The organism is Mesorhizobium sp. M0968 (genome assembly GCF_040319065.1).
Taxonomy (GTDB): domain Bacteria; phylum Pseudomonadota; class Alphaproteobacteria; order Rhizobiales; family Rhizobiaceae; genus Mesorhizobium.
This window is the reverse complement of record NZ_JAMYNL010000017.1, coordinates 21,308-48,265: the sequence shown is the minus strand read 5'-3', so window position 1 is coordinate 48,265 and position 26,958 is coordinate 21,308. Positions and strand designations below refer to the sequence as shown.

Here is a 26,958-nt window from a genome sequence, read left to right as displayed (position 1 = left end):
TAATCTCATGGATCAAAGTTTAACGACTTTGCCGCCCCGCCGCCGCACCCGCGCCCCGCCGCTTGCCGATGTAGCGTGCCCCTGCTAAAGCGCGCCGCATGACCACGCCGATCAAGAACATCCGCAACTTCTCCATCGTTGCCCATATCGACCATGGCAAATCCACGCTTGCCGACCGGCTGATCCAGTCGACCGGCGGGCTGGAGCTGCGCGACATGAAGGAGCAGGTGCTGGACTCGATGGACATCGAGCGCGAGCGCGGCATCACCATCAAGGCGCAGACGGTGCGGCTAAAATACCGCGCCAACAATGGCGAGGACTATATCCTCAACCTGATCGACACGCCCGGCCATGTCGACTTCGCCTATGAAGTGTCGCGCTCGCTCGCCGCCTGCGAAGGTTCGCTGCTGGTCGTCGACGCCTCGCAAGGCGTCGAGGCGCAGACGCTGGCCAATGTCTACCAGGCGATCGACAACAACCACGAGATCGTCGTGGTGCTGAACAAGGTCGACCTGCCCGCCGCCGAGCCCGAGCGCATCCGCGAACAGGTCGAGGAGGTGATCGGCATCGACGCCTCCAACGCCGTGCTGATCTCGGCCAAGACCGGCCTCGGCATTCCCGACGTGCTCGAAGCGATCGTCAACGATCTGCCGCCACCGCGCGAGGGCGACATCACGGCCCCGCTGAAGGCGATGCTGGTCGACAGCTGGTACGACGCCTATCTCGGCGTCATCGTGCTGGTCCGCATCATCGACGGCGTGCTGAAGAAGGGCCAGACCATCCGCATGATGGGCACCGGCGCCAGGTACCTGGTCGAGCGCACCGGCGTCTTTACGCCCGCCCGCATCAATGTCGACGAGCTCGGCCCCGGCGAGTTCGGTTTCTTCACCGGCTCGATCAAGGAGGTTGCCGACACTCGTGTCGGCGACACCATCACCGAGGACAAGCGGCCGACGGCGCAAGCCCTGCCGGGCTTCAAGCCGGCACAGCCGGTGGTGTTCTGCGGCCTGTTCCCGGTCGACGCCGCCGATTTCGAGGATCTGCGCGCCGCTGTCGGCAAGCTGCGTCTCAACGACGCCTCCTTCTCCTTTGAAATGGAAACCAGCGCCGCGCTCGGCTTCGGCTATCGCTGCGGCTTCCTCGGCCTGCTGCATCTCGAAATCATCCAGGAGCGGCTGGAGCGCGAGTTCAATCTCGACCTCATCGCCACCGCACCTAGTGTCGTCTACCGCCTGCTGTTGAACGACGGCACGGTAAAGGAACTGCACAACCCGGCCGACATGCCCGACGTGGTCAAGATTTCGGCCATCGAGGAGCCGTGGATCCGCGCCACCATCCTCACCCCCGACGACTATCTCGGCGGCATCCTGAAGCTATGCCAGGACCGGCGCGGCATCCAGGCCGACCTGTCCTATGTCGGCAAGCGCGCCATGCTGATCTACGATCTGCCGCTCAACGAGGTGGTCTTCGACTTCTACGACCGGCTGAAGTCGATCTCCAAGGGCTACGCCTCGTTCGACTATCACCTCACCGACTATCGCGAGGGCGACCTGGTCAAGATGTCGATCCTGGTCAATGAGGAGCCGGTCGACGCGCTGTCGATGCTGGTCCACCGCACGGCGGCGGAAAAGCGCGGCCGCCAGATGTGCGAGAAGCTGAAGGAGCTGATCCCGCATCATCTGTTCAAGATCCCGATCCAGGCGGCGATCGGCGGCAAGGTCATCGCCCGCGAGACCATCTCGGCGCTGCGCAAGGACGTCACCGCCAAATGCTACGGCGGCGACGTCTCACGCAAGCGCAAGCTGCTCGACAAGCAGAAAGAGGGCAAGAAGCGGATGCGCCAGTTCGGCAAGGTGGACATCCCGCAGGAAGCGTTTATCCAGGCGCTGAAGATGGGCGACTGAGGCGGGCCGGCCCGCCCGCTTAATCCCCAAGGGGTGAGGGGACCGAAGGCAGCAAAAAGCAAACGATTTGGCTTTTGAGCGACGAACGCCCGGAGCCATGCGGAGGGCAGAGCGATCCCGCCTGCGACCGGATGCATCAACTTGGGCGAGCGCGAGTGCGATCGCCAGTGTTCTATCCTTTTGTTATTTTAGGTCCGAGATACAATATCTTTAGCTTTCTAGAAGTTGAAGGCACCGGCCACTCAAAATGAACTCTGAAGACACGGTGGCTAATCTTCCCGTGCCAGTGCGCGAAAATTTCACCGCCAACAATCTCAGGATCAGCAAAGGTGAGTTCAGTACGGAAGATATTTTGGTTCGACTGCGATTCGCCCGTAAAGAGTGCGCGTTCGCCAACAAAAAAGTTTTGTACAACGCCTCTTGCCACTGGTCCCTCGGCGCCGTCTGCGCCCCGGTCCGCCATATAACTGTTCAAATGGTCGAAAAGAACCAACGTTCTTTCCCGGATAGCGGGGTCAAAGGGCTCCCGAGCGAGCAAACGGTTCTCATAAACTGAATCAGCTACAATAAGATTGGGAAACCGCTCCCGTGCAGCCTCGACCAATGTCCGCCAAGACGAGATAGATGGCCCAGACAAAATAGCTCGTTGCGTGAGCTCTTCAGTCGACCATACGTTGTCTACATAATATGCTCCAAGTCTGTCGCCTTCCAAGCCATGATAAACGATCAACGGCGAAGCAGCAAAATTTAACGGCCCCCCCTGGAAACTGAAAGCCGAAGCTAGCTCTTTTGACTTTACTCGACGCGTCGCCTCTCCTAGGCCGGCATCGGTAACATCGGTCTCAATACATTCGAAGTAGTCATCGATTTCCTCAAGTCGTTCATTTTCAACAAAGGGACCAGTTTGATCAAGCCATGAGAGGACCGCTCTGAGTAAATCCCGATCGCGGCTTCCCTGAACAGCAGACCGAACCGTTATCCCTGGTGCAACAACGCCCTCTGGGAACATACGCGTTGTTCTGAGTTCGTTGCGAAGGCGAACTACCCGAGCGCGGGCAGCGAGTATCCCAGTAAGAACTGCGATAAAATCTTCTCTTCCGGAAAACTGACCTTGTAACGATGTTTCATTCACATACCATTTCATAAGTCAGGACCACCCCGATAGGCGGGAAAGATCCTTTTCGGATTGGTCGAAGAAACCATCGGGCCATTCATTGATACGGCCTTCAGAATCAATAGTCGGAGACACGACACCATGCCCAGAAGGCGAGGGGCCTGTAAAAAAATGAATTCGCAGAATATCCGGAGCAATTACAGCTTCCTTCACAGCTAGGCGGGCGCCATTTAAAAGATGATCGCTATGAGTCTCCACGAGTATTTGAACTCCGGAACCTGCAAAGTGAGCCAAAATCCTACCCATCTGTGATTGCGCCAACGGGTGCAGATGTGCCTCTGGGCTATCAATTACGACAATTTGCCCAGGTCGCGCAGTCAACAGAGAAACCAAGATCGGAAAAGCATACGTAAGGCCGTAGCCGACATTAGCCGGGCGGCGCCATTCTCCAATTTCAGATAATCGAAACTGCAAGCTCAGGAGAGAGACCAGCGGAATTGATTGCACATTGACTTGCGCGCCGGCAAACAGCGCACCGAACCACGCGTCGAGTTGCTTTCGCATAGACGTAGCAGATTCACCCGGGTACATCTTGGCAGATGACACTTCGTTGTCGACAGAACGATCATAAAGGTAGGCTGCAAACCTTCCATCAGAACCGACATCGCCAAGACGCTCGCTGGCGGAATCAGGAATTGGGTATGCCTCGGCGGTACCCTCACGGATTGCGCTCAGATATGCGAGATCCGCCAGCGACCTTGCGACCGCAGTCTCAGAAGATTTCTCCGAACCGGCGGCGGTCTTGGCAGACAAGTACCTGTCACCCGCCCGAGGGTTGAAGGTCCAGAATTGCGCTCCATGCGTTCCCAACACGCCAAATTTGACGTCGGGATCTTTGGTCTCCGCGGGCAATATATCGCCAACTGTGCCAAGTCGTACAAGCTCCCCATTTAATTCAAAAACCCGTTGTGTAGTCGAAGAACGAAATCCCTGAGAGAGCAGAAGTAAAGGTTGCACTGCGGTCGATTTGCCTCCGCCATTAAATCCAGTAATTAAGGTTAAGGACCCAAAAGACAGCTTCAAATTATCGAAACATTTGAAGTTTTGAATTTCAATAGAGTCTATCAAGGAAATAGCGCGCGACTAATTGCGCCCTCCATCGCTACAAATCTCTTTTGAACAGCAACGGTACTATTGGTAGAATATGTTATTGAGCGCGAAAATTCCTCATCCCTAACAAGATCAATAATTATTTGTTTTAAGCGATGTTCCTCGGCAGCGTCTCCGAATACATGGAAATCAGCCATGGTCACGGCACAGACCTCAAACAGAGAAATATTAATAACGCTACGACTTGGTGCCAAGTCGAACGATGCGAGGGATTTTCGAAATGCATGTTCACCAAATAAGGTCCTATTTAATACCATCGCGCGGTCGAACGAATTTCGTAGCCCTGCTCGTTCTTCATCGGAGGAGCTTCCAAGGAGGAGTAGGCCAGATGCTAAGAAACCGTCCATGTCCCCGGTTGTGTAACTCTTTCGCCCTATTAACTTGAACGCGCAAAATCGATTAATCGCTTCTCTATCGCGCATAGTCTTAGGGTTAAGGGTCTGCGCTGTTGCTGACCTGAAAGCGTCGCCTTCCGCCGCTTGTTTTAGCCATTGAGTTGCCGGGCCATTATACAACGCGTTACGCATCTGCTGCCTAGTAAGAGGTTCTCCACTATTGACACGCTCAAATATATCGAGGCGCGCTCTCTCCGGTGCTTTTGCATCTAGAATATACATCGTGAGCTGTGTGTCTAGAACGCGCTCTTGAAGGTTTAGAGGAAGATCTCGAAAGAACTTACCTTCAAGCGCATGGGAGCTTGTTCCGCCCTCTCCGCTGGCCAAGCCGACTAGTCGAAATTGGTTGCTCACGAATCGAACAAAAGTTGTTAGCCTCTGCAACCCATCCACTACGATGATGCGCCCGTCGCGGGCTTCTGCCACATAAAACACGGGCAGGGGAATGCGCATGATGCAACTTTCAATTAATTTGGATTGCTTCGGATTCGGCCACACGAAATCCCGCTGGAAATCGGGATCTAGTACATATCTCTTGTTTTCGATCCGCTTCACGACTTCAGAAACGGATCGCGTTTCTGTTCGGACAAAGACGGCATCGAGTGGATAGTCACCCCAACCATCACTTGCGCCGACATCGACGCCTTCGACTTCAGTGTCTTCGAGGGGAGCGTCGGTCATCAAAATCTCGATACCTTGCAATTTGCGATCAGAGAAAAGTCGGCCGCAACGTCCCAGAATGATGGTCTATGTCAAGGGGAGTTGGGTTGCATTGCTTGTTTTTGCATGAAACGGGGCGTCTCGGCGCTCGCAGTTCCACCTTCTCCCGCAAGAAGAGGAGCGCGTCCTTCCTAACTTGACGCCGTCTGGGCCACCGCCATAGCGTGAGGCTTGAGCAAAGGAGCGCAGCTATGGCAGGCATGCTCGAAGGCGAGAAGATCGACGTCGGTTTTTCCGGCCGGCGCTGTATCCATTCGCGCAACTGCGTGCTGGGCGATCCGCATGTCTTCGTGCCCAACGCCAAGGGCCAGTGGATCCATCCCGAGGCGGCCAGCGTCGAGAAGATCGTGGCGATCGCCGAAAGCTGCCCGTCGGGCGCCATCACCTATGTCAGGAAGGATGGCGACCCCCAGAAGAAGCCGCCGGTGGTCAACACCGTGCGCATCCGCAAGCATTAGCACAAGGCATTGCAGCGACGAACGATAATTGGCGATCCTCGTGCACGGTCTAACGGTTCTCCAACAGCGTCAGCGCGCCGAAAACCTTCGCTATGTGGACGCGCCTGACCGCGCTAGCCGGAGAGGAGTCTTCCTTACCAACCCCGCGCCTTTCGTGACGCAAATGCCGCAATCCGCCTCTTCCACCCCTCGATCCTCTATGCCATGTTCTCGCTCGCGGCCGGGCAGGCCGCTTCATTCCGGGGGAAATCATCATGTCGTCCTACGCTTTCGCGCGCCGCGTCGCCGCGTCGCTGTTCATTGTGACGCTGTTTGCGCCCGTCGCGCATGCCGGCGATGTCACCTTCGAGATCAAGAACAGCCATCCGAACGCCATGCGCGTCGAGCTCTACAGCCAGGACCGCGATCACGTCTGGCCGGGCAGCAATCAGGATTACTATCTCAACGATGGCGAGACCAAGTCGATCCCGCTGTCCTGCAGTGACGGCGAATCGATCTGCTACGGCGCCTGGGTCGACGGCGACGAGAATACCTATTGGGGCGTCGGCCGCGGCAATACGGAAAAGTGCGACGATTGCTGCTACACCTGCAGTGGCGGCGAGACCGAGGAAATCGATCTGGTTCCGTGACGTGGCAGATCTCCCCCCTTGAGGGGGAGATGTCGCCAAAGGCGACAGAGGGGGTCGCCGCGCATAGAGCGCCAACCTGTTCTGCAGCAGTAGGCCGAGTCCGGTCGTGCCGACCCCCTCTGGCCGCTGCGCGGCCATCTCCCCCTCGAGGGGGGAGAGGGCCGTCCCGCGAGTGCAGGCCGGCAACGGAATTTCAAAGCTGAAACAAAAAACCCGCCTCGGCGGGCGGGTCGTTGGAGCCAATTGGCACCATGCGCAAATTAGTAGCATAGCTGCCGGCACAAAGCAAGAACAAAATGTGGTGCTGCGAGCAAAAAATGGGAATTCCCTTACCGCCGCGCCCGAGGTCGGCCCTCACGAGGGGAGAATGCTGCCTTGACGTCGTCCTGACTGTCGCCATAGCGTAGTCCGACAGGAGACCCACCCATGGCAGTGGTCGAAGGCGAGAAGATCGACATCGGCTTTTCGGGAAAACGTTGCATCCATTCGCGCAACTGCGTGCTTGGCGATCCGCATGTTTTCGTGCCCAACGCGCCCGGCCAGTGGATCCACCCCGAGGCGGCCAGCGTCGAGAAGATCGTGGCGCTCGCCGAAGCCTGCCCGTCCGGCGCCATCACCTATGTCCGCAAGGATGGCGGGCCGCAGGAACAGCCGCCGGTGGTCAACATTGTGCGCATAAGGGAAAACGGTCCGCTTGCCGTCCATGCCGAGATCGTGTTGGGCGGCGAAACGTTTTACCGCGCCACGCTCTGCCGCTGCGGCGCCTCGGAAAACAAGCCGTTCTGCGACGGCAGCCACGCCAAGGCGGGCTTCACCGCCACCGGCGAGCCGGCGCTGAAGGACACGCCGGCGCTGGAGGTGCGGAATGGCCCGCTGACCGTCACACCGACGACCAACGGCCCGCTCAAGCTCGAAGGCAATGTCGAAATCGTCACCGGCACCGGCCACACGGTCGACCGTACGCAACGCACCTTCCTCTGCCGCTGCGGCCACTCCGCCAACAAGCCGTTCTGCGATGGCTCGCACAAGCGCGTGGGGTTTGTGGGGTAGCCTAGCGATCTCCCCCCTTGAGGGGGAGATGTCGCCGAAGGCGACAGAGGGGGTCGGTACGTCCTGACGCCAACGCCATCGCGGCCAGAGAATGCCGGCGCTCCACGCGAGACGCCCCCCTCTGGCCTGCCGGCCATCTCCCCCTCGAGGGGGGAGATTACGCTGCCTTGGCCCAGCGCTCGTGCCTTTATCGGCCCGTTCATATCCGCTAAGGGGCGGAGACGAATTCTCCGGACCCAAATATGACCGCCAAGCCCAAACCCTCACCCCTGTTCCTCGGCATCGACACCGGCGGCACCTATACCGACGCCGTGCTGTGGTCGGAGGCCGGCGGGCCAAGCGGAAAGGTGCTGGCCAAGGCCAAGGCGCTGACCACGCGCCATGATCTGGCGGTCGGCATCTCCGGCGCGGTCGATGCGGTGCTCGAAATGGCCGGCACCGACCCGGCAGCGATCAAACTGGTATCTATGTCGACGACGCTAGCCACCAACGCGCTGGTCGAGGGCCAGGGCGGCCGCGTGGCGCTGGTGATGATCGGCTTTGCCGAGGGCGACCTTGCCCGCGACGGGCTGAAGGCGGCGCTTGGCACCGACCCGGTGGTGTTCTGCCCCGGCGGCCACGATGTCCACGGCAATGCGGCAAAGCTCGATCTGTCCGGGCTGGAGGCAGCTTTGCCGGAACTGGAAAAGTCGGTGTCCGGCTTTGCCGTCTGCGCCTATTTCGCCACCCGCAACCCGGCGCATGAGCTAAGCGCGCGGAACCTGATCCGCGACAGGACCGGCCTGCCGGTCACCGCCAGCCACGAACTGTCGGCCAAGCTCGGCGGCCCGCGCCGGGCGCTGACGACATTGCTCAACGCCAGGCTGATCTCGATGATCGACCGGCTGGTCGCGGCAACGGAAGGCTTTTTGGCCGCGCGCAACATTGCCGCCCCGCTGATGGTGGTGCGCGGCGACGGCGCTCTGGTCTCGGCTGCCTTTGCCCGCCAGCGGCCGATCGAGACCATCCTGTCCGGCCCGGCCGCCAGCCTCGTCGGTGCCCGCCACATGACCGGCATCGACGATGCCGTGGTCTCCGATATCGGCGGCACCACCACCGACGTCGCCGTGCTCGACAAGGGCCGGCCGCGGCTCGATCCGGAAGGCGCCACCGTCGGCGGGTTCCGCACCATGGTCGAGGCCGTCGCCATGCGCACCTTTGGCCTCGGCGGCGATTCCGAAGTGGCGCTGGAGGACGGCGCGCTCAATCCGAGAATCCTGCTCGGCCCGCGCCGCCTGGTGCCGCTGGCGCTGGCCGGCTTGATGCATGGCGAGGCCGTCACGGCGGAGCTCGAGCGCCAGCTGCGCGCACCCAATTCCGGCCGCATGGATGGCCGCCTCGCGGTGCGCACCGGCGTGCCGGAGCGGCTGGCGGCCGGACTGACCGGCGCCGAAGCCAAGCTTTACGAGATGATCGGTGCTGTGCCGCAGGCTCTCGACAGATTGCTGACCTCGAACGCCCAGAACGCCACCTTGAACCGGCTGGTGTCGCGCGGGCTGGTGCATGTCGCCGGCTTCACGCCGTCGGACGCCGCGCATGTGCTGGGCAGGCAGGCCAATTGGGATGCGGCCGCGGCGCGTCTGGGTGCCGAGCTGTTCGCGCGCAGGCGCGACGGCCGCGGCCAGTTCATCGCCGCCTCGCCGGAGGCGATCTCGGAACGGGTGCTGACCGCGCTGACCCGCCTGTCGGCCGAAGTCATCCTCGAAACCGCCTTTGCCGAGGACGGGCTGGATGGCGCGGCGACCGTCGCCCATGCCCTGGTCCAGCGCGCCGTCGACGCGCATCCCGGCATCGCCCGCTTGAGCGTCGCGCTCGACCGTCCGGTCATCGGCCTCGGCGCCTCGGCACCGCTGCATTATGCCGGCCTCGCCGAGCTGGTCGGCAATCGATGCGTGGTGCCGCAGGATACCGATGTCGCCAACGCGCTCGGCGCCGTCGTCGGCCAGGTCCGGGTTTCGGCCGAGGCGCGGGTCAGCCAGCCCAAGGAAGGCCTGTTCCGCGTCGCCTCCGGTGAAAGCGTGCGCGATTTCAACGACGAAGCAGCGGCGATCGCCGCGGCGGAGAAGGATGTGCGGGCGATTGCCGCCGGGCGGGCTAAGGACGCCGGCACCGACAGTGCCGAAATCGAAATCGCCAGCGAGTTCCGCGTCTCCACAGTAGAGGGCCAGCGCATGTTCATCGAGGCGCATGTCGTGGCGGTGGCGTCGGGACGGCCAAGGATTGCGGTGTGAGCGCGTAATCGCCCTCCTCAAGGGGGAGATGTCGCCGAAGGCGACCGAGGGGGTCGCCTCGCATGAAGCGCGACGCGATTTGGTGCAAAGAAGAGGTTGCACTTCCACGCGAGGCGACCCCCTCTGGCCTGCCGGCCATCTCCCCCACAAGGGGCCCTCAAGGGGGAGATCGGCAGCGAAAACGCCCTACCTTCACCCTGAGCTGAATTGACCCTGCCACCGTGACATGCCAAAGGCCCGGCCTAGCCTTTCGTCTGGAGAAGCCCTGATGACCGATCGCGTCGAGATCGCCGGATTGCGGATTGCCCGCGAGCTTCATGATTTCGTCGTGAACGAGGCGCTGCCGGGCACCGGCATTGAAGCGGAGGCATTCTGGAGCGGTTTTTCGGCGATCGTCCATGATCTCTCGCCAAAAAACCGGGCGCTGCTCGAAAAGCGCGATGCCATGCAGGACAAACTCGACCGCTGGTATCGCGACAATGGCGCGCCCGTCGACATGGAGGCCTACAAGACGTTCCTCCGCGAGATCGGCTATCTCCTGCCCGAGGGGCCGGCGTTCAGCGTGACCACCGAAAATGTCGACCCGGAAATCGCTTTGGTTGCCGGGCCGCAGCTGGTGGTGCCGGTGATGAACGCGCGTTATGCGCTGAATGCCGCCAATGCGCGCTGGGGCTCGCTGTACGATGCGCTCTACGGCACCGACGCTATCCCGGAGACGGCCGGCGCCGAGCGAGGCAACAAATTCAATCCGGCGCGCGGTGCCAAGGTCGTCGCCTGGGTGAAAAGCTTCTTCGACGAGGCGGTGCCGCTCACCACAGGCAAATGGGCCGGCGTCAACGGGCTTTCGGTCGCCAACGGCATGTTGCGGCTCGGCGAGGGTGCCGGCGCCACCACGCTTGCCGACCTCAGACAGTTTGCCGGCTATCGCGGCGATGCCGCCGACCCCGAAGCCGTGCTGCTCACCAAGAACGGCCTGCATATCGAAATCGTCATCGACCGCAACAACCAGATCGGCCGCACCGATCCGGCCGGCATTGCCGATGTCGTGCTGGAATCGGCACTGACCACCATCCAGGACTGCGAGGATTCGATCGCCGCAGTGGATGCGCAGGACAAGGTGCTGGTCTACCGCAACTGGCTCGGCCTGATGAAGGGCGACTTGGCGGAGGAGATCACCAAGGCCGGCAAGAGCTTTGTCCGCAGGCTCAACCCCGACCGCACCTATACAGCGCCCGATGGCGGCACGCTGACCTTGCCCGGCCGCTCGCTGATGCTGGTCAGGAATGTCGGCCACCTTATGACCAATCCGGCGATATCAGACCGCGACGGCAACGAGGTGCCGGAAGGCATCATGGATGCGGCGCTGACGGCGCTGATCGCGCTGCATGACATCGGCGTGAACGGGCGCCGCGCCAATTCTCGCGCCGGCTCGATGTACATCGTAAAACCCAAGATGCACGGGCCCGACGAAGTCGCCTTCGCCGTCGAGATTTTCGACCGCGTCGAAGCGCTGCTCGGCGTGCCCAAAAACACCGTCAAGATGGGTATCATGGACGAGGAGCGGCGCACCACCGTCAACCTCAAGGAGGCGATCCGCGCCGCGAAAGAACGCGTCGTCTTCATCAACACCGGCTTCCTCGATCGCACCGGCGACGAGATCCACACCTCGATGGAAGCCGGCCCGATGATCCGTAAGGGCGACATGAAGCAGGCCGCCTGGATCGCCGCCTACGAAGCCTGGAACGTCGACATCGGGCTGGAATGTGGGTTGGCCGGCCACGCCCAGATAGGCAAGGGCATGTGGGCGATGCCCGACCTGATGGCGGCGATGCTGGCCGAGAAAATCGTGCATCCCAAGGCCGGCGCCAACACCGCCTGGGTGCCGTCGCCGACGGCGGCAACGCTGCACGCCACGCACTACCACAAGGTCGACGTCCATGCCGTGCAAGCGGCGCTGAAGAGCCGGCCCAAGGCAAAACTCGACGACATCCTGTCGGTGCCGGTCGCTGTGCGGCCGAACTGGTCGCCAGAAGACATCCAGAAGGAGCTCGACAACAACGCGCAGGGAATTCTGGGCTATGTCGTGCGCTGGATCGACCAGGGCGTCGGCTGTTCGAAAGTGCCTGACATAAACGACGTCGGTCTGATGGAGGACCGCGCCACGCTGCGCATCTCCTCGCAGCACATCGCCAACTGGCTGCATCACGGCGTCTGCACGCCCGAGCAGGTCATGGAGACGATGAAACGCATGGCGGCGATCGTCGACCGCCAGAACGACGGCGATCCGCTCTACCGGCCGATGGCGCCGGATTTCGACAAGTCCATCGCCTTCCTCGCCGCCTGTGACCTGGTCTTCAAGGGGCGCGTGCAACCCAACGGCTACACCGAGCCAGTGCTGCACGCACGGCGGCTGGAGCTGAAGGCGCGGGATAACGGCTGAACCGAAAGCACGATGCACGCCGGCCAAGGGTAAGCGCCGGCGTCCCCCTCCCCCTTGAGGGGAGGGTGGCCCGAAGGGCCGGGTGGGGTCGCCAACGCAGTGCGCCAACCCAATTCTGACGGTGCGCCTTAGGAGGAGCATCGCAACGCTCCGCACCTCGGCCGGTTTCGAAATGCGACAGGCCGAGCGTCTCACCGGCGACCCCACCCGGCCGCTTCGCGGCCACCCTCCCCTCAAGGGGGAGGGGAACGTCACGCCGCCTGTGCCATCCGTTCCGAGCTCATGCGGTAGGAAATCGCTTCGGCCAGATGGATGCGGCCGACCGTCTCGCTGGTCTCGAGATCGGCCAGGGTCCGCGCCACCTTCAAGACGCGGTGATAAGCTCGTGCGGAAAAGCCGAGCTTTTCGCTGGCATCCCTCAGCAGCGACAGGCCGGCGGCGTCGGGCATGGCGATCTCCTCGATGACTGACGGCGAGCAATGCGCGTTGGTGGTGGCGGAGGTCGCGCCGAGCCGCTCGAAGCGCTCTCGCTGGATCGTACGGGCGCGGGCAACACGTAGTGCGACGGCGGCACTTTTCTCCGCCCGGTCCGGCCGGATCAGATCGCTGGCCGAGACCGCCGGCACCTCGATCCTGAGATCGATACGGTCGAGCAGCGGGCCGGAAATGCGCGCCTGGTAGTCGGTGCGACAGCGATCGCCGCGCAGGCAGCGATAGCCCGGCTCGCCGGCCATGCCGCAACGGCACGGGTTCATCGCCGCGACCAGCTGGATACGCGCCGGATAGGTGACGCGATGATTGGCGCGCGCGATCATGCAGTCGCCGGTCTCGAGCGGCTGGCGCAGTGCATCGAGCGCCTGCGGCGAGAATTCGGGGAACTCGTCGAGGAACAGCACGCCGTGATGGGCAAGCGAGGCCTCGCCCGGCCGCACGCGCAGACCGCCGCCGACCATCGCCGCCATCGAGGCCGAATGATGCGGCGCGCGGAACGGCCGCCGGTCGGTGAGTTTTCCTTCGCCGAGTTCGCCGGCCACCGAGGCGATCATCGAGACTTCGAGCAATTCCTTGGGCGCCAGCGGCGGCAGGATCGACGGCAGCCGCTGCGCCAGCATCGACTTTCCCGACCCCGGCGGTCCGACCATCAAAAGATTGTGGCCGCCGGCGGCCGCCACCTCCAGCGCCCGCTTGGCGGTCTCCTGGCCCTTGATGTCGGCGAGATCGGGCAGGTCGCGCGCCGCGGCATGGATGCCGGCTTCCGGCCGTGACAAAACCTGCGTGCCGCGAAAATGATTGGCGATGGCGATCAGGCTGCGCGGCGCCAATATGTCGAAATCCTTGCCGGCCCACGCCGCTTCCGGCCCGCAGGCGAACGGGCAGATCAAGCCCTTGCCTTCGGCATTGGCGCCGATCGCCGCCGGCAGCGCGCCCGCCACCGCGGCAATGGTGCCGTCGAGCGACAATTCGCCAAGCACGACATAGCCGGCCAGCATGTCGCCCGGAATGGCGCCGAGCGCCGCCATCAAACCGAGCGCGATCGGCAGATCGTAATGGCTGCCCTCCTTGGGCAGGTCGGCGGGCGCCAGATTGACCGTGACCTTCTTCGACGGCATCGACAGGCCGGATGCATGCAGCGCTGCCTGCACCCGCTCGCGGCTTTCGGCTACAGCCTTGTCGGCAAGGCCGACGATGTGCATGTTGACCTTGCCCGGCGCGATCATCACCTGCACGTCGACCGGCACGGCCTCGATGCCCTGGAAAGCAACCGTGCGAACCCGCGCCACCATGTCTTCACCCCGGATGCAGGCTTTGCCCCAAGCCTTTGCGATCATGCCGCGAACGGCGTCACCGGAGACAACCACAGATTTCCGGCGAAGGCAAGAACATTTGGGGAACAGCTGAGCGCAACGGCTGCAATGGTTTGCAACGCGGCCGCTCGCGAAGCGAGGCTAGTTGCGCTTCTCCTCCACGGCATCCCAGAACAGGCTGGCGATGTCGGCGCCGCCGAAGCGCTGCACTTCGCGTATGCCCGTCGGTGAGGTCACGTTGATCTCGGTCATGTAGTCGCCGATGACGTCGATGCCGACGAGGATGAAGCCGCGCTCTTTCAGCGCGGGGCCGATGCGGGCGCAGATCTCGCGTTCGCGTTCCGTCAATTCGGTCTTTTCGGCGCGGCCGCCGACATGCATGTTGGAGCGCGAATCATGCTCGGCCGGCACGCGGTTGATGGCGCCGACAGGCTCGCCGTCAATCAGGATGATGCGCTTGTCGCCAGCCCGCACCTCCTTGAGGTAGCGCTGCACGATGTAGGGTTCGCGGAACATCTGGCCGAACATTTCGAGCAGCGAGGCGAGGTTGCGGTCGGCCTCGTGCAGGTGAAAGATGCCGGCGCCGCCATTGCCGTAGAGCGGCTTGACGATGATATCGCCGAACTCCTTGCGAAAGGCGGCGACCTCGAGCGGGTCCTTGGTGATCAGCGTGTCCGGCATCAGGTCGGGAAATTCGGTGACGAAGATCTTTTCCGGGCTGTTGCGCACCCAGGCCGGGTCGTTGACCACCAGCGTCTTTGGGTGGATGCGCTCGAGGATATGCGTGGTGGTGATGTAGTTCATGTCGAAGGGCGGATCCTGCCGCAAAAGGATGACGTCCATCTCCGCAAGATCGGTGCGCACCTTCTCGCCCAGCGAATAATGGTTGCCCTTCTCGTCGCGGACCTGCATCGCCTCGATACGGGCAAACACCTTGCCTTCGCGCAGCGACAGCCGGTCGGGCGTGTAGTGGAACAGCTGGTGCCCGCGCCGCTGCGCTTCCAGCGACAGCGCAAACGACGTGTCGCCGGCAATCGACACGGTAGAGATGTGGTCCATCTGGACGGCGACTTTCAGGGGCATGGGTGCTCTCCGGCGCAGTTGCAACAAACGTGCGTCCACCCGGACGCACATACGCTCCAACACTTTGAATCCATGCATCGTGCTTTCCGAAAATCATTTCCGATTTTTCGGGCCGATGCATCGACGAGAGCGATATAAGGAAATCGGCGGCCTCTGCCAATCGGCCAAGGTCATGATGAGGCTGCGCTTCTGGCGCAGACCCCAATGCGATGTGCGTTCAGCGGTCGAAGACCAGCTTGGAATAGCCGAGGAAGGACAGCGCCATGGCAACCAGCGAGGCGACCGCAAGGGCGACGAGCGGCGGCACCATCGGCAGCGCGAACAGCATGGCGCAATAGACGAGATAATTGACGAGGCTGGTGGCGATGCCGACGCCGCCATAGCGTGCGCCCTCTTGCGCGACGCCGCGGCTGGAAGGCGAGAAGGTCAGATGGCGATTGATCAGCCAGGTGACGGACAAGGCAAAACCGATCGAGATGATGCGAGCCGCGAAGGGGCCAAGCGGCGCTATCGCCAACACCAGCCAAAGCGCCGCCGCGTCGGCGACGAAGCCGATGCCGCCGGCGACAATGAAGCGGGCGAGGCGTCCCATTTAGGGCTCTAAGCCGCCCGCGGGGTCTTGCGCGGTCCGGTCTTCAAAGTCGCGAGCGCACTTGCGCGTTCGCGTTCGACGCGGCCGGAAGGCATCGACAGATAGAAGATGCGCTTCTGTTCGGCCCGGCCGCGCGACACCGAATCGAGGATTACCCCGGTCACCGCCGCCAGCATCGACAGCAGCAGCAGCCCGACCGACAGCACCCACGTCGGCATGCGCGGCACAAGCCCGGTTTCGGCGAACTCGATCAGCACCGGCGCCATCAGAAACAGGCTTGATGCCAGGAAGAACACCGAAAAAGCGCCGAAGAAACGCAGTGGCTGCGTCTCCTTCATCAGCATGGCGAACATCCACAGGATCTTCGCGCCGTCGCGAAAGGTCGACAGCTTCGACGAGGAGCCTTCCGGCCGGCGGCCATAGTCGAGTCCGATCTCGCTGACCGGCAATTTGAGCTGCGAGGCGTGCACCGACATTTCGGTCTCGATCTCGAAACCGCCGGAAACGGCGGGAAAACTCTTGACGAAGCGCCTGGTGAAGGCGCGGTAACCCGAGAAGATATCGGTAAAGTCCGAGCCGAACAAACGTTTGTAGAGGCTGTTGAAGATGCGGTTGCCGAAGGCGTGGCCTGTCCTGCCGGCGTCGTTGGCGACGCCGCGCCTGGTGCCCACCACCATGTCGGAGCGCTCGGTCAGCAGCGTGTTGATCAGTTGCGGCGCGTCCTCCGGTGCATAGGTGCCGTCGCCGTCGGCCATCAGGTAGATGTCGGCCTCGATGTCGGCGAACATGCGGCGCACGACATTGCCTTTGCCCTGGCGCGGCTCGCGCACCACGATGGCGCCGGCGGCGCGGGCTCGGAGCGCCGTCAGATCGCGCGAATTGTTGTCGTAGACATAGATCGCGGCGGCAGGCAGCGTTTCGCGAAAGCGCCGCACCACTTCGCCGATCGTCAGCTCCTCATTGTAGCAAGGCAGGAGCACGGCGATGCTCGGCTCATGGCGCACTTCTTGTGGCATTTTCGTCTCCGGATGCCCTGTAAGGCCCCTGACCGCTCAAACGCCGGCCTCGCTCGGGCGGCTTTACTATTTATTGAAGCTGTTAAGGCTAGGTTTAAACCGCACCGTATTCCTTCCAAAGGTCCCGATATGAGCACAGCCGACGATGGCGCCTCCATTTGGAGGTCCGATATCGCGCTGGCACTGCTTGCCACGGCGCTGGCGCTTACCGTCAATGCCTTTGCCGGCTTCCCGGCACTGACCAATGCCGGCGGCGACAACGACAATCTGCTGCGCCTCGTCGAAGTTCGCGACATGCTGGCCGGCCAAAGGTGGTTCGATCTCCACCAGTACAGGATGGGCCTGGAAGGCGGTTTCGTCATGCATTGGTCGCGGCTGGTCGATGCGCCGATCGCCGCCATCATCATCGCCGTATCGGCCCTGACCGGCAGCGCGGCCTTTGCCGAGAATGTTGCGCAAGTGCTGTGGCCGGCGCTGCTCTTCTGCCTGACCGTATTTTTCACGGCTCGCGCCGCGCGCAGCTTTGCCGGTGACAGCGCCGTGCTGCCCGCTGTCGTGATCGGCGCTGCCGCACTGTATTTCCTCGGCATTTTTTCGCCTGGCGCGCTCGATCACCACAATATCCAGCTGATGCTGAGCATGGCCAGTCTGAGCCTGTTGCTTGAAGCGCCAACGCGCAGGCCGGCGGCATTGCTCTCCGGCCTGTGCGCCGGATTGATGCTGGCCGTCGGCATGGAGACCGCGCCTTATGTGGCCACCATCGGCGCCTCTGTTGCCATACTGTTCGCCCTCGGCGCCAATGGCGAGAGGCTGATCGCCCGGGATTTCGGCCTCGGCTTTGCCGGCGTGTCCGCTCTCGTCTTTGTCGCCACCATTGCGCCGTCTGCCTGGGGTCAGGCGCAATGCGACGCCTTCTCGGCCGTGCAGTTCGTCGTCGCGGCGATTGCCGGAACCGGCCTTGCGGCGATAGCGTCGGTCGAGCCGGCCGGCCGCACGCGCCAATGGCGCATCGCCTCACTTGGCCTGCTTGCCCTGTTATTGGGCGCTGTCGTCGTCTTGTTGTTCCCACAATGCCTGGCAGCGCCCTACGCCAACCTCGATCCGCGCCTCAAGGAGCTATGGCTTGATCACATCGACGAGGCGCAGTCGCTGTTCAAGCTGCTCGCTGAAGATCCGGCCGGGGTGGTGGCGCGCTATGCCACGCCGCTCATTGCGCTCATGCTGATGGCGCTTCGCCTTGGCCGCGGTGGCTGGCGGCGGCAGGACAGCCTTGTCGGCGCGCTGCTTGTCGTGGCCTTCATCGTCAGCGCCTGGCAGGTACGCGGTTCGACATTCTCGATCGCCTTCGCCGTCATCCCGCTTGCCGCCTGGATTGCCAAATGGCGTCAACGGGCCGAGGCCAGCGCGTCGCGCGGTGTGGCGCTGCGCATGGCTGCCGTCTGGCTGGTTTCGGTGAATGCGGTCTGGACTGGGGCTGCCGCGGCGACCTCGGTAGCCTTCGACGACAGCAACACCACGGCAGATAATGGCGACGGCGCCGATGTCGCTTGCCAGCGCATGGCCTCCTTTGCGGCGCTTGGCCGCCTGCCAGGCACCACCATACTGGCAATTTCCAATCTCGGATCGCCGATCCTGGCCTATTCCGGACATCGCGTCTTCGCCGGGCCCTATCATCGCAACGTCGCCGGCAACCTGTTGGCGCTCGATGCCTTCCTTGGGTCCGATGCCGATGCCAGGACCATCCTGGCGGATCATCACGTCGGCCTCGTCGCGCTGTGCCCCGGCAGCGCCGAAAGCAAACTCCTCGCCGCCAAGGCGCCGGCAGGCTTTCTTGCCGGGCTGATGCGCGGCAGCGTGCCGGAATGGCTTGAGCCGGTTGCCGGGACCAGCGGAGCCGCCGTCGAATTGTACCGCGTCCGGCTGGGCAGCTGATCGATCGGCGGCCCGTGCGGCCTTTTGTCGGACATAAGTCCTGACAATCCACTCTTTCGCCCTTGCCCGCCCGACACGGCTGGATAGGATGCGCGCCGGCCGACCGAGATCATTGGACCGGGAGAGAATTTCATGATGCCATCGGCACGCTTTGCCGACCTCGAAGGCGCTTCGGTGCTGATCACCGGTGGCGGCTCCGGCATTGGTGCTGCCTTGACCGAAGGTTTTGTCCGCCAGGGGGCAAAGGTCACCTTCATCGATATCGCGGACCGTCCGAGTGTGGCGCTGGCCGATCGGTTAGACAAGGAACTGGGCCGGCGGCCGCTTTATCTCAAGACCGACATACGCGACATCGAGGCGTTGCGGCTATCGGCGGGCAAAGCTGCAGAGGCGCATGGCGACGTGACGGTGCTGGTCAACAATGCCGCGCAGGATGACCGTCATGCCGTCGAAGACGTCACGGTGGAGTTCTGGGACAACAACCATGCCATCAACCTGCGCCCGCATTTCTTCAGCGCACAGGCGGTGGCGCCGGGCATGAAGCGGGCCGGCGGCGGCTCGATCATCAACTTCACCTCGACGTCGTTTCTCATCAACCATCCCGATATGCCGGCCTACACCGCCGCCAAGGCCGGCATCGTCGGTCTCACCAAGGGTCTTGCCGGCAAGCTCGGCGTCGACGGCATCCGTGTCAACGCGATCGCGCCCGGCTGGGTGATCACCGAGCGGCAGAGAAAGCTCTGGGTCACCGAAGAAGCGCTCGCCGCTCATGTCGCCAAACAGTGCATCAAAGAGGTGATGCAGCCGGAAGACATTGTCGGCACTGTGCTGTTCCTGGCGTCGGATGCCTCACGCATGCTGACCGCGCAGATGCTGATCGTCGATGGGGGATTCCTGTGATCTCATCGAGCAAGGCAGCTTCCGTCGCGGCCGTCGACTGGGGCACCACCCGCATGAGGGTCTGGCTGCTCGACGGCGCCGGCAAGGTTCTCGCCGAGCGGCGCGGCGATGACGGGCTGATCACCGCCCAGGCTAAAGGATTTTCGTCCATTCTCGAAGGGCATCTGGCTGCCTTGGGCGCAGCCGAGGCGCTGCCGGTCATCATTTGCGGCATGGCCGGTTCGCGCCAGGGCTGGCTGGAGGCACCCTATGTCAGCGTGCCGGCGCCGATCGGCGCTATTCTCGCCGGCGCTGCCCGCATTCCTGGCCAGCGCCGCGACATCCGCATCGTGCCCGGCCTTGCCCAGCGTCTGGCCGACGCCCCGGATGTCATGCGCGGCGAGGAGACGCAGCTTGCCGGCGCCGGTTTGCCGGCAAAGGGACGCCATCTCGTCTGCATGCCTGGCACCCATTCGAAATGGGTGCTGGTCGAGGACGGCTCTGTTGCCGGTTTCGGCACCTGGCCGACCGGCGAGCTGTTTTCGGTGCTGGCCGCGCACTCGATCCTGCGCCATTCGCTGGGCGAGCCGCCGAAGCCGGTTGCCGCCGAAAATCCATTTTTCCGGGAGTGGTGCCTGAAGGCGTTGGCCGAAGGCGGTGACATCGGTTCAAGACTGTTCTCGATCCGCGCCGCCAGCCTGCTGCAGGATCTGAAGCCCGAGGATGCCGCCGCCTGCCTGTCCGGCCTGCTGATCGGCGGCGAGATCGCTTCGGCAAGTCGCCGTTATGGGGCGAGTGCCGTGCCCGTCGTGCTGATCGCGTCGGGCGCACTCGGCAAGCTCTATGCCGACGCCCTCGGCCTTGCCGGGCTCGCGGTCAGGGTGGTCGACGCCGACGAGGCGGTGCGTGCCGGTCTTGCTGAAGCCGCGCGCGAAAATGGCATGATCGCTGGAAATGGAGTTGCCGCATGACCGAAACCGCACCTTTTCCAAAGCTCGAGCGGGGTCTGGTCGCCATCCTGCGTGGCCTCAAGCCAAGCGAGGCGGTGGCGATCGGCCAGGCGATCTTCGGCGCCGGTATCGAAGCGATCGAGGTGCCGCTCAACTCGCCCGATCCTTACGCCTCCATCGCCAGCATTGTCGGAGCGCTTCCTCCAACAGCCTTGGTCGGTGCCGGCACGGTGCTCAGCGCCGCCGATGTCGACGGCCTGCACAAGGCCGGCGGGCGGCTGCTGGTCAGCCCGAATATCGATGCCGAGGTCATGGGCCGGGCCATGCACTACGGCATGGTGACGATGCCCGGCGTGTTCACGCCGACCGAGGCATTTCAAGCAATCCGGCTCGGTGCCTCGGCATTGAAATTCTTCCCGGCGAGCGTGCTTGGCGCGGCAGGCATTTCGGCGATGCGCGCGGTGCTGCCGGCCAGTGTGCTGGTCGGCGCGGTCGGCGGCGTTTCAGATAAGGATTTTGCCGGCTACAAGGCAGCCGGCGTCAGCGTCTTCGGTCTTGGCTCCAGCCTCTTCAAGCCGGGCATGAGCGTCGACGAAGTGGCAGCGCGAGCGAAAGCCGCAGTTCAGGCCTGGGACGCGGCGTTTGGAGCGGCATGATGAGCGAGACCATTGTTTCGGTTTTTTCCGACCATGTCTGCCAACTCGGCGAGGGACCAAGCTATGACCCTGCCACCGACACGCTCTACTGGTTCGACATCGTCAACGGCCAGCTCCTCGAACAGCGCCTGTCGGGCGGTGCTGTCAAAATCCACGAGCTCGGTCAGATGGCCAGCGCCATCTGCATCATCGACGACCAACGCCAGCTGATCGCCACCGAGACCGGTCTGCATGTCCGCGACGTCGCGACCGGCAAGCTGACGCTGCACACGCCGATCGAGGCCGACAATGCGGTCACCCGCTCGAACGATTCACGCGTTCACCCTTGCGGCGCGCTGTGGGTCGGCACCATGGGCAAGGGCGAGGAGAAGGGTGCCGGTTCGATCTACTGGTTCTTCAAGGGCGAGCTGCGCCGGCTTTATGCCGACATTACTGTGCCCAACTCGATCTGCTTTTCCGAGGATGGGACGATCGCCTATTACACCGACACCAGCACCGGGCTGTTGATGCGCGTCGGCTGCGATCCGGTGACCGGACTGCCGGTTGGCGAACCGAAGGTCTTCGTCGACCACCGTTCGGCCAAGGGCTATATCGATGGTTCGGTGCTCGACCGTGACGGCATATTGTGGAACGCCTGCTGGGGCGGCAGCGTCGTCGAAGCCTATGGACCCGACGGCAAGCTCGTCCGTTCGGTGGCGATGCCGGCGACGCAGCCTTCCTGTCCGGCTTTCGTCGGCAGGAATGCCGACCGGCTGGCGGTCACCTCCGCCTGGTCGGGCAAGAGCGAGAAGCAGCGCCTGCTCGACCCGCAAGCCGGCATGACATTCATGCTCGACATTCCAGTCAATGGTCGCTTCGAGCCGCGTGTGCTGATTGGCTAGACCCATATCTAGCACTGTCGTGCAGGCGTCCAGCTGACGTCGGTTCCGCGAAAGCCGAATGCGCTCGCCGTGCGATGCTTGAACGCTTCATCGTTTCGCAGGAACGCTGAACCGCTCTATCTCTTTGTTTTGACGCAATTCCGGACGGAAAACCGTTTCACGCTTTTCCTGGAATTGCTTTAGGCAATCGTGCTGCCGGGAAATCGTTTCGATCATGTCAAGCCGCGAGCCGAAGCTGATCCTTGTCTACGAGCCAGAAAAGGCTTGCTTCGATCGGCTGGTCGCCGATAACCACGTGCCGGAGCGTGCCGCCGAAATCGCCTCCTATCTGGCGCAATCGACCGACTTCGCTGCTGAATTCGACGCACTTGCCGCCGCTTGCCAGAAGCGCGGCTTGTCATTTGCCCCGCTGGCGCTCGACGACGCCGCAAGCCTTCTCGGCGGCGAGGACCCGAAGACCACGCTTGTCTGGACGCTGACCGACGGCGTCGCCTATTTCCGCGGCGGCGCGGCACCGGCTCTGGCACGGCTGAATGGCCTCAAGGCGATCGGCGCCGACGATGCGCTGTTCGCGCTCTGTCAGGACAAGTTCCGGTCCGGCGCCGTGCTCGGCGCGCTCGGCTTGCCGGTGCCGCAGGCGGGCCTTGCCCGTGACGGCGCCTGGCTGGTCGCGCCGCCGGCTTCGCCCACCGGCTGGTTCGTCAAGCCGAACCGGCTCGGCGCCAAGATCGGCATCTGGCCAGATTCGCACTGCCACGATCTCGGCCACGCGCTGGAGCTTAGCCGGCGCGTCTTCGCCGCCTATCGCGACGATGTCATCGTCCAGCCCTATGTCGCCGGCCGCAACGCGCGCGTCAGTTTTCTCGGATTGAGGCCGGATACCGGCGTCGAGGCGCTGGGCATCGCCTTTGTCGATTCGGGCGGCGACTTCCAGACCATGCAGGACAGCCTGGCGCTTTACAGCGATGCCGGCGCAGCGGCGAAAGCTTCGGGAAAATATACCGAGCCGGTGCTGCTGCCGGTCGCCGGCAGCCAGCCTGAAGCCGATGCAAGAATCCGTCGCATCGCCGAACGCCTGATGGTCGGGCTTGGCCTGCGGGATGTGTTTTCCATCGATTTCCGGGTCGAAGCCGACGACAGCGTCCACCTCATCGAGTTCGAGGTCTGCCCCGGCCTGCCCTGCTTCGATTTCCGCGATTACTGTCGCCAGCAATGGGGCTTGAGCCTCGCCGATGCGATGGCGGAGGCAGCGGCGAATCGGCTTCTCGCCTAAATCCCCTCGACCAGCACGATTTCGCCCTCGGCCACCTTCTGGCGGATCGCGACAGCGCGCTGGTATTCGGGCGAGTGGTAGCAGTCATGCGCCGCCGCAAGCGACGGAAACTCGATGATCACGTTGCGGTCGCGGCCCGGCCCCTCGGCCTTCTCATGCGCGCCGCCGCGCGCCAGGAACTTGGCGCCGAAGCGGTCGAAGGCCGGTTTGGCGGCAGCGACATAGTCTTTGTAGCCTTCCGCATCGCGCACGTCGACGCGAGCGATCCAGTATCCCTTGGGCATGGTATTTCTCCTGGTTTTTGGCCGTGCGCGGACCGATTTTGAAAGTCGCTCCGGTGAGATGGCTGGGGGTGTTTTCGAGTGCCGGAGCGGAGCGTACTTAAAGTACGTGAGCACCGGAAGCGGAGAAAACGCCGTCAGACGGCTGCAGGAGCAAGTTTCGGAATTGGTCCTCAGGCCGAGCGCATTTCATCGAGGATCGCTTCCGCCGCCGCCCGCCTGTCGGCCGCTCCGACGATCGGCCGGCCGATGACGAGATGGCTGGAGCCGTTGCGGATCGCCTGCGCCGGCGTCACCACCCGTTTCTGGTCGCCATGGTCGCTGCCCTTCGGCCGGATTCCCGGCGTCACCACGGCCAGGTCGGGGCCGACGATGCGGCGCACCGCCTCGGCTTCTTCGGCCGAGCAGACGATGCCGCCCATGCCGGCATGCAGCGCCTGCTCGGAGCGCCTCAGCACCAGTGTATGCGGATCATACTCATAGCCGGCGTCGATCACGTCCTGCTCGTCCATCGAGGTCAGCACGGTGACCCCGAGTAGGCAAAGGTCGCTGCCCCTGGCAGCCTCGACCGCCGCCTTCATCGTCTTCGGATAGGCATGGATGGTCAGCATGCTCATGCCCATCCTGGCGATGTTTTCGACCCCCTTGGCCACCGTGTTGTCGATGTCGAGCAGCTTCATGTCGAGAAAGATCCTGGTGCCGCCGCTGGCCAGCTCGCGGGCGAAGTCGAGCCCGCCGGCAAAGGCGAGCTGGTAACCGATCTTGTAGAAGGAGACGATCCCGTCGAGCTCGCGCACCGCTTTCTCGGCCTCCTTCAGCGTCGGCAGGTCGAGGCCGACGATCAGCCTTTCCTGCATCGTGTCGGCATGCGCGGCGTCCGGGATCATGCCTCGATCCGCGTCGACAGCATGCGCGAGGTTTCGATCAGCGTTCGGCATAGGTGCTCCATCGATTGGCGTAGTCTCTCGTCCCTGAACTTGCCCTCGTCGTCGAAGGCGTAGCCGCCCTCCGGCACCGAGCATTCCGGTGTCACCACCTCCATCCGGCAGCGTACCAGAACGGCGCGCAGATGGTTGATGCAGCGTATCCCGCCGAAGGGTCCGTTGGAAGACGAGCAGAGGCCGGCGACCTTGCCGGCAAGTGGCCTGAACGTCCGGCCGCCATCCTTGCGCAGCTGGCTCACCCAGTCGATGCTGTTCTTGAGCAACGGTGGAATGGAGCCGTTATATTCGGGCGTCGCGACCAGCAGCCCGTCATGGGCGGCGATCATCCGGCCGAGCTTGAAAGCATTGTCGGGAATGCCTTCTTCCTTTTCCAAATCCTGGTCGAGGATCGGCAACGGATAGTCGGCGAGCGAGATGCGGGTCACCTCGGCGCCCTGCATGGCAAGTTCCTTCTGTGCCACGTCGGCGGTCCTGCCGCTATAGGCGCCGCTGCGCACCGAACCGGCGACGACGAGAATTTTCGGGATCACAGCCATGGGTCTGCCTTGTCACCCGATGGGTATAAGACAAGTGCCATTCAAACCCAACGCTTCAATTCATGCGGCCCCGCGTCGGTAGATCCAAAGCTGCGTCGGCGGAATGTTGCGGATGACGAAATGGAAATGCTCGACCGTATAGTCGCCGCGGCCCGGCGGGATCGGCGACAGCGGCCCGTAAGTCAGCTGCACGATCGGCCGGCCCGCCGGGATACGGTCGAGCAGGCTCTCGACATAGGCGATGCGCTGGGCGACAGGGAAATTGAGCAGCGGCACCCCCGATATCACGGAATCGAAGATCAGGTCGCGCTTGTCGCCGAGCGTCGCGTCGAGATTGAAGGCGTCGCCCTCGATGACGTTGACGCCTGGATAAAGCTGGCGCAGATGGCGCACGAAATCAGTGGAATATTCGACCGCGTAGAGATTCTCAGGCTTAATGCCCTGGGCGAGGATGGCGCGGGTGATGACGCCTGTACCGGGTCCGACCTCGAGCACCGGCAGGCCGGATGTCGGATCGACGATCGAGGCCATCTTGCCAGCGGTGATGGAACTGGTCGGGACGATCGAACCGACCGCCTTCGGCTTGTCGATCCAGCCCTTGAAGAACTTCAGCTCGTCGTCGAACTTTTCCGCCAGCGTCTTTCGCAGTCCGGGACTACGCGTCATCGAAAGTCCTCCTCAACGCTCCCTCGCATGCTACTTAGCAGTTACGAGGTGCAAGACAAGGCGAATCCCCGGATAAGGTGTTGATGACGCTCGGGAAGCGTTTTCCAGGGATCAGCTTCAGTGCTCGCCGAACGTTTCGAAAAAGTCTTTCATGCGGGCGAAAAATCCGCTCGACTGAGGCGAATTGTCCTTTGAGGAAAGCTGCTCGAATTCCTCCAGCAATTCGCGCTGACGGCGCGAAAGGTTCTGCGGCGTCTCAACCACGGTCTGGATGTAGAGGTCGCCGATATTGGGCTGGCGCAGCACAGGCATGCCCTTGCCCTTGAGGCGGAACTGGCGACCGTTCTGGGTGCCTTCCGGCACCTTCACCTTCGTCTGGGTACCGTCCAGTGTCGTCACCTCGAACGAGCCGCCAAGCGCTGCCGTCGTCATCGAGATCGGCACCTTGCAATAAAGATCGGCCCCGTCGCGCTGGAAGAATTCGTGCGGCTTGACCGCGAGGAAGATGTAGAGATCGCCCGACGGGCCGCCGCGCAGGCCGGCCTCGCCCTCATTGGCCAGCCGGATGCGGGTGCCATCCTCGATGCCGGCAGGGATGTTTACCGACAGCGAGCGCTCCTCGGTGACACGGCCCTGGCCGGCGCATTTCGGGCACGGATCCTTGATGGTCTGGCCGCGCCCCTGGCATTGCGGGCAGGTGCGCTCGATCGAGAAGAAGCCTTGCGTGGCGCGCACCTTGCCGTGGCCGTTGCACATCGAGCAGGTGACGGGCTGGGTGCCAGGCTTGGCGCCGCTGCCCGAGCATTCCGAGCAGGAAATCGAGGCTGGCACCCGAATCTGCGCGGTCTTGCCGGAAAATGCCTCTTCCAGCGTAATTTCCATATTGTAGCGCAGGTCGGCGCCGCGCTCGCGGCCGCCGGACGAGCGGCGCTGGCGCCCGCCCATCATGTCGCCGAAAATGTCTTCGAAAATGTCGGCGAAGCCGCCGGCGCCAAAGCCTTGCGCCCCGCCATTCATACCGCCGTGCTCGAAGGCGGCGTGGCCGAAGCGATCATAGGCGGCGCGCTTCTGCGGGTCCTTCAGTGTCTCGTAGGCTTCGTTGATTTCCTTGAACTTGTGCTCGCAGGCATGGTCGCCTGGGTTGCGGTCGGGATGGAACTGCATGGCGAGCTTGCGAAAAGCGCTCTTGAGCTCCTTCTCGTCGGCGCCCTTTTGCACGCCTAGCGTTTCGTAAAAATCAGCTTTCATGTTTTCCCGCAGTCCGGATAGTCAACGTCTTGAAGCATCGTTGCGTCGTTTGCCGGCACGCTGTTC

The 26,958-nt window shown here is 62.9% G+C and carries 24 protein-coding genes; 12 read left to right on the top strand and 12 right to left on the bottom strand.

The features are described from left to right. Nucleotides 1-98 precede the first annotated feature (98 nt). Nucleotides 99-1,904 (top strand): translation elongation factor 4, encoded by a 1,806-nt coding sequence (lepA, locus tag NKH67_RS24105; RefSeq protein WP_254818048.1) that lies wholly within the window; start codon nt 99-101, stop codon nt 1,902-1,904. A gap of 172 nt (nt 1,905-2,076) precedes the next feature. On the opposite strand, the gene NKH67_RS24100 is transcribed toward lepA, so the two are convergent. From NKH67_RS24100 to NKH67_RS24090, 3 genes are read right to left on the bottom strand one after another with little or no spacing between them, the layout of a single operon-like run. Continuing rightward, complete coding sequence (locus NKH67_RS24100) at nt 2,077-3,036, bottom strand: hypothetical protein (RefSeq protein ID WP_352472835.1); 960 nt, start codon at nt 3,034-3,036, stop codon at nt 2,077-2,079. Nucleotides 3,037-3,051: 15 nt separating this feature from the next. After that, on the bottom strand, nt 3,052-4,146 hold the full coding sequence (locus NKH67_RS24095) for an AAA family ATPase (protein WP_352472834.1): 1,095 nt from the start codon (nt 4,144-4,146) through the stop codon (nt 3,052-3,054). Beyond that, a complete protein-coding gene (locus NKH67_RS24090; RefSeq protein WP_352472833.1) occupies nt 4,143-5,264 on the bottom strand; it encodes a GmrSD restriction endonuclease domain-containing protein in 1,122 nt (373 codons plus the stop codon). The genes NKH67_RS24095 and NKH67_RS24090 overlap by 4 nt, the downstream gene beginning before the upstream one ends. Nucleotides 5,265-5,494: 230 nt before the next feature. Here NKH67_RS24090 and NKH67_RS24085 point away from each other — a divergent pair, with 230 nt between their 5' ends. The 5 genes from NKH67_RS24085 (at nt 5,495) to NKH67_RS24065 (ending at nt 12,150) form a co-directional block, all read left to right on the top strand. Continuing rightward, entirely contained in the window at nt 5,495-5,761 is a 267-nt protein-coding gene (locus NKH67_RS24085; RefSeq protein WP_352472832.1) for a (4Fe-4S)-binding protein, read from the top strand. 254 nt (nt 5,762-6,015) lie between these two features. Further along, complete coding sequence (locus NKH67_RS24080) at nt 6,016-6,390, top strand: hypothetical protein (RefSeq protein ID WP_352472831.1); 375 nt, start codon at nt 6,016-6,018, stop codon at nt 6,388-6,390. Nucleotides 6,391-6,816: 426 nt separating this feature from the next. Beyond that, nucleotides 6,817-7,440 carry a CDGSH iron-sulfur domain-containing protein gene (locus NKH67_RS24075; RefSeq protein ID WP_352472830.1) on the top strand — a complete coding sequence of 208 codons (624 nt, stop codon included), beginning with the start codon at nt 6,817-6,819 and terminating at the stop codon, nt 7,438-7,440. A gap of 242 nt (nt 7,441-7,682) precedes the next feature. Further along, complete coding sequence (locus tag NKH67_RS24070) at nt 7,683-9,710, top strand: hydantoinase/oxoprolinase N-terminal domain-containing protein (protein ID WP_352472829.1); 2,028 nt, start codon at nt 7,683-7,685, stop codon at nt 9,708-9,710. Between the two features lie 268 nt (nt 9,711-9,978). After that, on the top strand, nt 9,979-12,150 hold the full coding sequence (locus NKH67_RS24065; RefSeq protein WP_352472828.1) for a malate synthase G: 2,172 nt from the start codon (nt 9,979-9,981) through the stop codon (nt 12,148-12,150). 251 nt (nt 12,151-12,401) lie between these two features. Here NKH67_RS24065 and NKH67_RS24060 read toward each other — a convergent pair whose 3' ends face one another. From NKH67_RS24060 to NKH67_RS24045, 4 genes are all read right to left on the bottom strand, one after another. Continuing rightward, complete coding sequence (locus NKH67_RS24060; RefSeq protein ID WP_352502685.1) at nt 12,402-13,934, bottom strand: YifB family Mg chelatase-like AAA ATPase; 1,533 nt, start codon at nt 13,932-13,934, stop codon at nt 12,402-12,404. Between the two features lie 162 nt (nt 13,935-14,096). Then, complete coding sequence (gshB, locus tag NKH67_RS24055) at nt 14,097-15,038, bottom strand: glutathione synthase (protein ID WP_352472816.1); 942 nt, start codon at nt 15,036-15,038, stop codon at nt 14,097-14,099. Nucleotides 15,039-15,255: 217 nt separating this feature from the next. After that, a complete protein-coding gene (locus NKH67_RS24050) occupies nt 15,256-15,630 on the bottom strand; it encodes a GtrA family protein (protein ID WP_352472815.1) in 375 nt (124 codons plus the stop codon). A gap of 8 nt (nt 15,631-15,638) precedes the next feature. Continuing rightward, on the bottom strand, nt 15,639-16,646 hold the full coding sequence (locus NKH67_RS24045; RefSeq protein ID WP_352472814.1) for a glycosyltransferase: 1,008 nt from the start codon (nt 16,644-16,646) through the stop codon (nt 15,639-15,641). 129 nt (nt 16,647-16,775) lie between these two features. Here NKH67_RS24045 and NKH67_RS24040 point away from each other — a divergent pair, with 129 nt between their 5' ends. From NKH67_RS24040 to NKH67_RS24015, 6 genes are all read left to right on the top strand, one after another. Continuing rightward, the gene (locus NKH67_RS24040; RefSeq protein WP_352472813.1) at nt 16,776-18,578 is read left to right on the top strand and encodes a GtrA family protein; all 1,803 of its coding nucleotides are present in this window, start codon (nt 16,776-16,778) and stop codon (nt 18,576-18,578) included. Nucleotides 18,579-18,710: 132 nt separating this feature from the next. Continuing rightward, entirely contained in the window at nt 18,711-19,478 is a 768-nt protein-coding gene (locus NKH67_RS24035) for an SDR family NAD(P)-dependent oxidoreductase (RefSeq protein WP_352472812.1), read from the top strand. Further along, a complete protein-coding gene (locus NKH67_RS24030) occupies nt 19,478-20,428 on the top strand; it encodes a 2-dehydro-3-deoxygalactonokinase (protein WP_502893801.1) in 951 nt (316 codons plus the stop codon). The genes NKH67_RS24035 and NKH67_RS24030 overlap by 1 nt, the downstream gene beginning before the upstream one ends. Then, nucleotides 20,425-21,063 carry a 2-dehydro-3-deoxy-6-phosphogalactonate aldolase gene (locus NKH67_RS24025; protein ID WP_352472811.1) on the top strand — a complete coding sequence of 213 codons (639 nt, stop codon included), beginning with the start codon at nt 20,425-20,427 and terminating at the stop codon, nt 21,061-21,063. Before NKH67_RS24030 ends, NKH67_RS24025 begins: the two co-directional genes overlap by 4 nt. Next, a complete protein-coding gene (locus NKH67_RS24020) occupies nt 21,063-21,944 on the top strand; it encodes an SMP-30/gluconolactonase/LRE family protein (RefSeq protein WP_352472810.1) in 882 nt (293 codons plus the stop codon). Before NKH67_RS24025 ends, NKH67_RS24020 begins: the two co-directional genes overlap by 1 nt. A 214-nt stretch (nt 21,945-22,158) precedes the next feature. After that, complete coding sequence (locus tag NKH67_RS24015) at nt 22,159-23,217, top strand: D-alanine--D-alanine ligase family protein (protein WP_352472809.1); 1,059 nt, start codon at nt 22,159-22,161, stop codon at nt 23,215-23,217. Here the strand turns inward: NKH67_RS24015 and NKH67_RS24010 are convergent. The 5 genes from NKH67_RS24010 to dnaJ form a co-directional block, all read right to left on the bottom strand. Next, nucleotides 23,214-23,501 carry a DUF1330 domain-containing protein gene (locus NKH67_RS24010; RefSeq protein ID WP_023679856.1) on the bottom strand — a complete coding sequence of 96 codons (288 nt, stop codon included), beginning with the start codon at nt 23,499-23,501 and terminating at the stop codon, nt 23,214-23,216. The two genes, NKH67_RS24015 and NKH67_RS24010, sit on opposite strands and share 4 nt — an antisense overlap. Before the next feature lie 170 nt (nt 23,502-23,671). After that, nucleotides 23,672-24,385: an orotidine-5'-phosphate decarboxylase gene (pyrF, locus tag NKH67_RS24005; RefSeq protein ID WP_352472808.1), complete on the bottom strand. Its 714-nt coding sequence runs from the start codon at nt 24,383-24,385 to the stop codon at nt 23,672-23,674. Further along, nucleotides 24,382-24,978, bottom strand: a complete 597-nt coding sequence (locus NKH67_RS24000; protein WP_352472807.1) for an NADPH-dependent FMN reductase — start codon at nt 24,976-24,978, stop codon at nt 24,382-24,384. The genes pyrF and NKH67_RS24000 overlap by 4 nt, the downstream gene beginning before the upstream one ends. A 60-nt stretch (nt 24,979-25,038) precedes the next feature. Further along, a complete protein-coding gene (pmtA, locus tag NKH67_RS23995) occupies nt 25,039-25,644 on the bottom strand; it encodes a phospholipid N-methyltransferase PmtA (protein ID WP_023679853.1) in 606 nt (201 codons plus the stop codon). 117 nt (nt 25,645-25,761) lie between these two features. Next, complete coding sequence (dnaJ, locus tag NKH67_RS23990; protein ID WP_023679852.1) at nt 25,762-26,892, bottom strand: molecular chaperone DnaJ; 1,131 nt, start codon at nt 26,890-26,892, stop codon at nt 25,762-25,764. Nucleotides 26,893-26,958 lie beyond the last annotated feature (66 nt).

Coding starts and splice junctions, on each gene's coding strand:
- lepA (WP_254818048.1), top strand. CDS start 99: ATGACCACGCCGATCAAGAACATCCGCAACTTCTCCATCGTTGCCCAT.
- NKH67_RS24090 (WP_352472833.1), bottom strand. CDS start 5,264: ATGACCGACGCTCCCCTCGAAGACACTGAAGTCGAAGGCGTCGATGTC.
- NKH67_RS24085 (WP_352472832.1), top strand. CDS start 5,495: ATGGCAGGCATGCTCGAAGGCGAGAAGATCGACGTCGGTTTTTCCGGC.
- NKH67_RS24080 (WP_352472831.1), top strand. CDS start 6,016: ATGTCGTCCTACGCTTTCGCGCGCCGCGTCGCCGCGTCGCTGTTCATT.
- NKH67_RS24075 (WP_352472830.1), top strand. CDS start 6,817: ATGGCAGTGGTCGAAGGCGAGAAGATCGACATCGGCTTTTCGGGAAAA.
- NKH67_RS24070 (WP_352472829.1), top strand. CDS start 7,683: ATGACCGCCAAGCCCAAACCCTCACCCCTGTTCCTCGGCATCGACACC.
- NKH67_RS24065 (WP_352472828.1), top strand. CDS start 9,979: ATGACCGATCGCGTCGAGATCGCCGGATTGCGGATTGCCCGCGAGCTT.
- NKH67_RS24060 (WP_352502685.1), bottom strand. CDS start 13,934: ATGGTGGCGCGGGTTCGCACGGTTGCTTTCCAGGGCATCGAGGCCGTG.
- gshB (WP_352472816.1), bottom strand. CDS start 15,038: ATGCCCCTGAAAGTCGCCGTCCAGATGGACCACATCTCTACCGTGTCG.
- NKH67_RS24050 (WP_352472815.1), bottom strand. CDS start 15,630: ATGGGACGCCTCGCCCGCTTCATTGTCGCCGGCGGCATCGGCTTCGTC.
- NKH67_RS24045 (WP_352472814.1), bottom strand. CDS start 16,646: ATGCCACAAGAAGTGCGCCATGAGCCGAGCATCGCCGTGCTCCTGCCT.
- NKH67_RS24040 (WP_352472813.1), top strand. CDS start 16,776: ATGAGCACAGCCGACGATGGCGCCTCCATTTGGAGGTCCGATATCGCG.
- NKH67_RS24035 (WP_352472812.1), top strand. CDS start 18,711: ATGATGCCATCGGCACGCTTTGCCGACCTCGAAGGCGCTTCGGTGCTG.
- NKH67_RS24025 (WP_352472811.1), top strand. CDS start 20,425: ATGACCGAAACCGCACCTTTTCCAAAGCTCGAGCGGGGTCTGGTCGCC.
- NKH67_RS24020 (WP_352472810.1), top strand. CDS start 21,063: ATGAGCGAGACCATTGTTTCGGTTTTTTCCGACCATGTCTGCCAACTC.
- NKH67_RS24015 (WP_352472809.1), top strand. CDS start 22,159: ATGTCAAGCCGCGAGCCGAAGCTGATCCTTGTCTACGAGCCAGAAAAG.
- NKH67_RS24010 (WP_023679856.1), bottom strand. CDS start 23,501: ATGCCCAAGGGATACTGGATCGCTCGCGTCGACGTGCGCGATGCGGAA.
- pyrF (WP_352472808.1), bottom strand. CDS start 24,385: ATGATCCCGGACGCCGCGCATGCCGACACGATGCAGGAAAGGCTGATC.
- NKH67_RS24000 (WP_352472807.1), bottom strand. CDS start 24,978: ATGGCTGTGATCCCGAAAATTCTCGTCGTCGCCGGTTCGGTGCGCAGC.
- pmtA (WP_023679853.1), bottom strand. CDS start 25,644: ATGACGCGTAGTCCCGGACTGCGAAAGACGCTGGCGGAAAAGTTCGAC.
- dnaJ (WP_023679852.1), bottom strand. CDS start 26,892: ATGAAAGCTGATTTTTACGAAACGCTAGGCGTGCAAAAGGGCGCCGAC.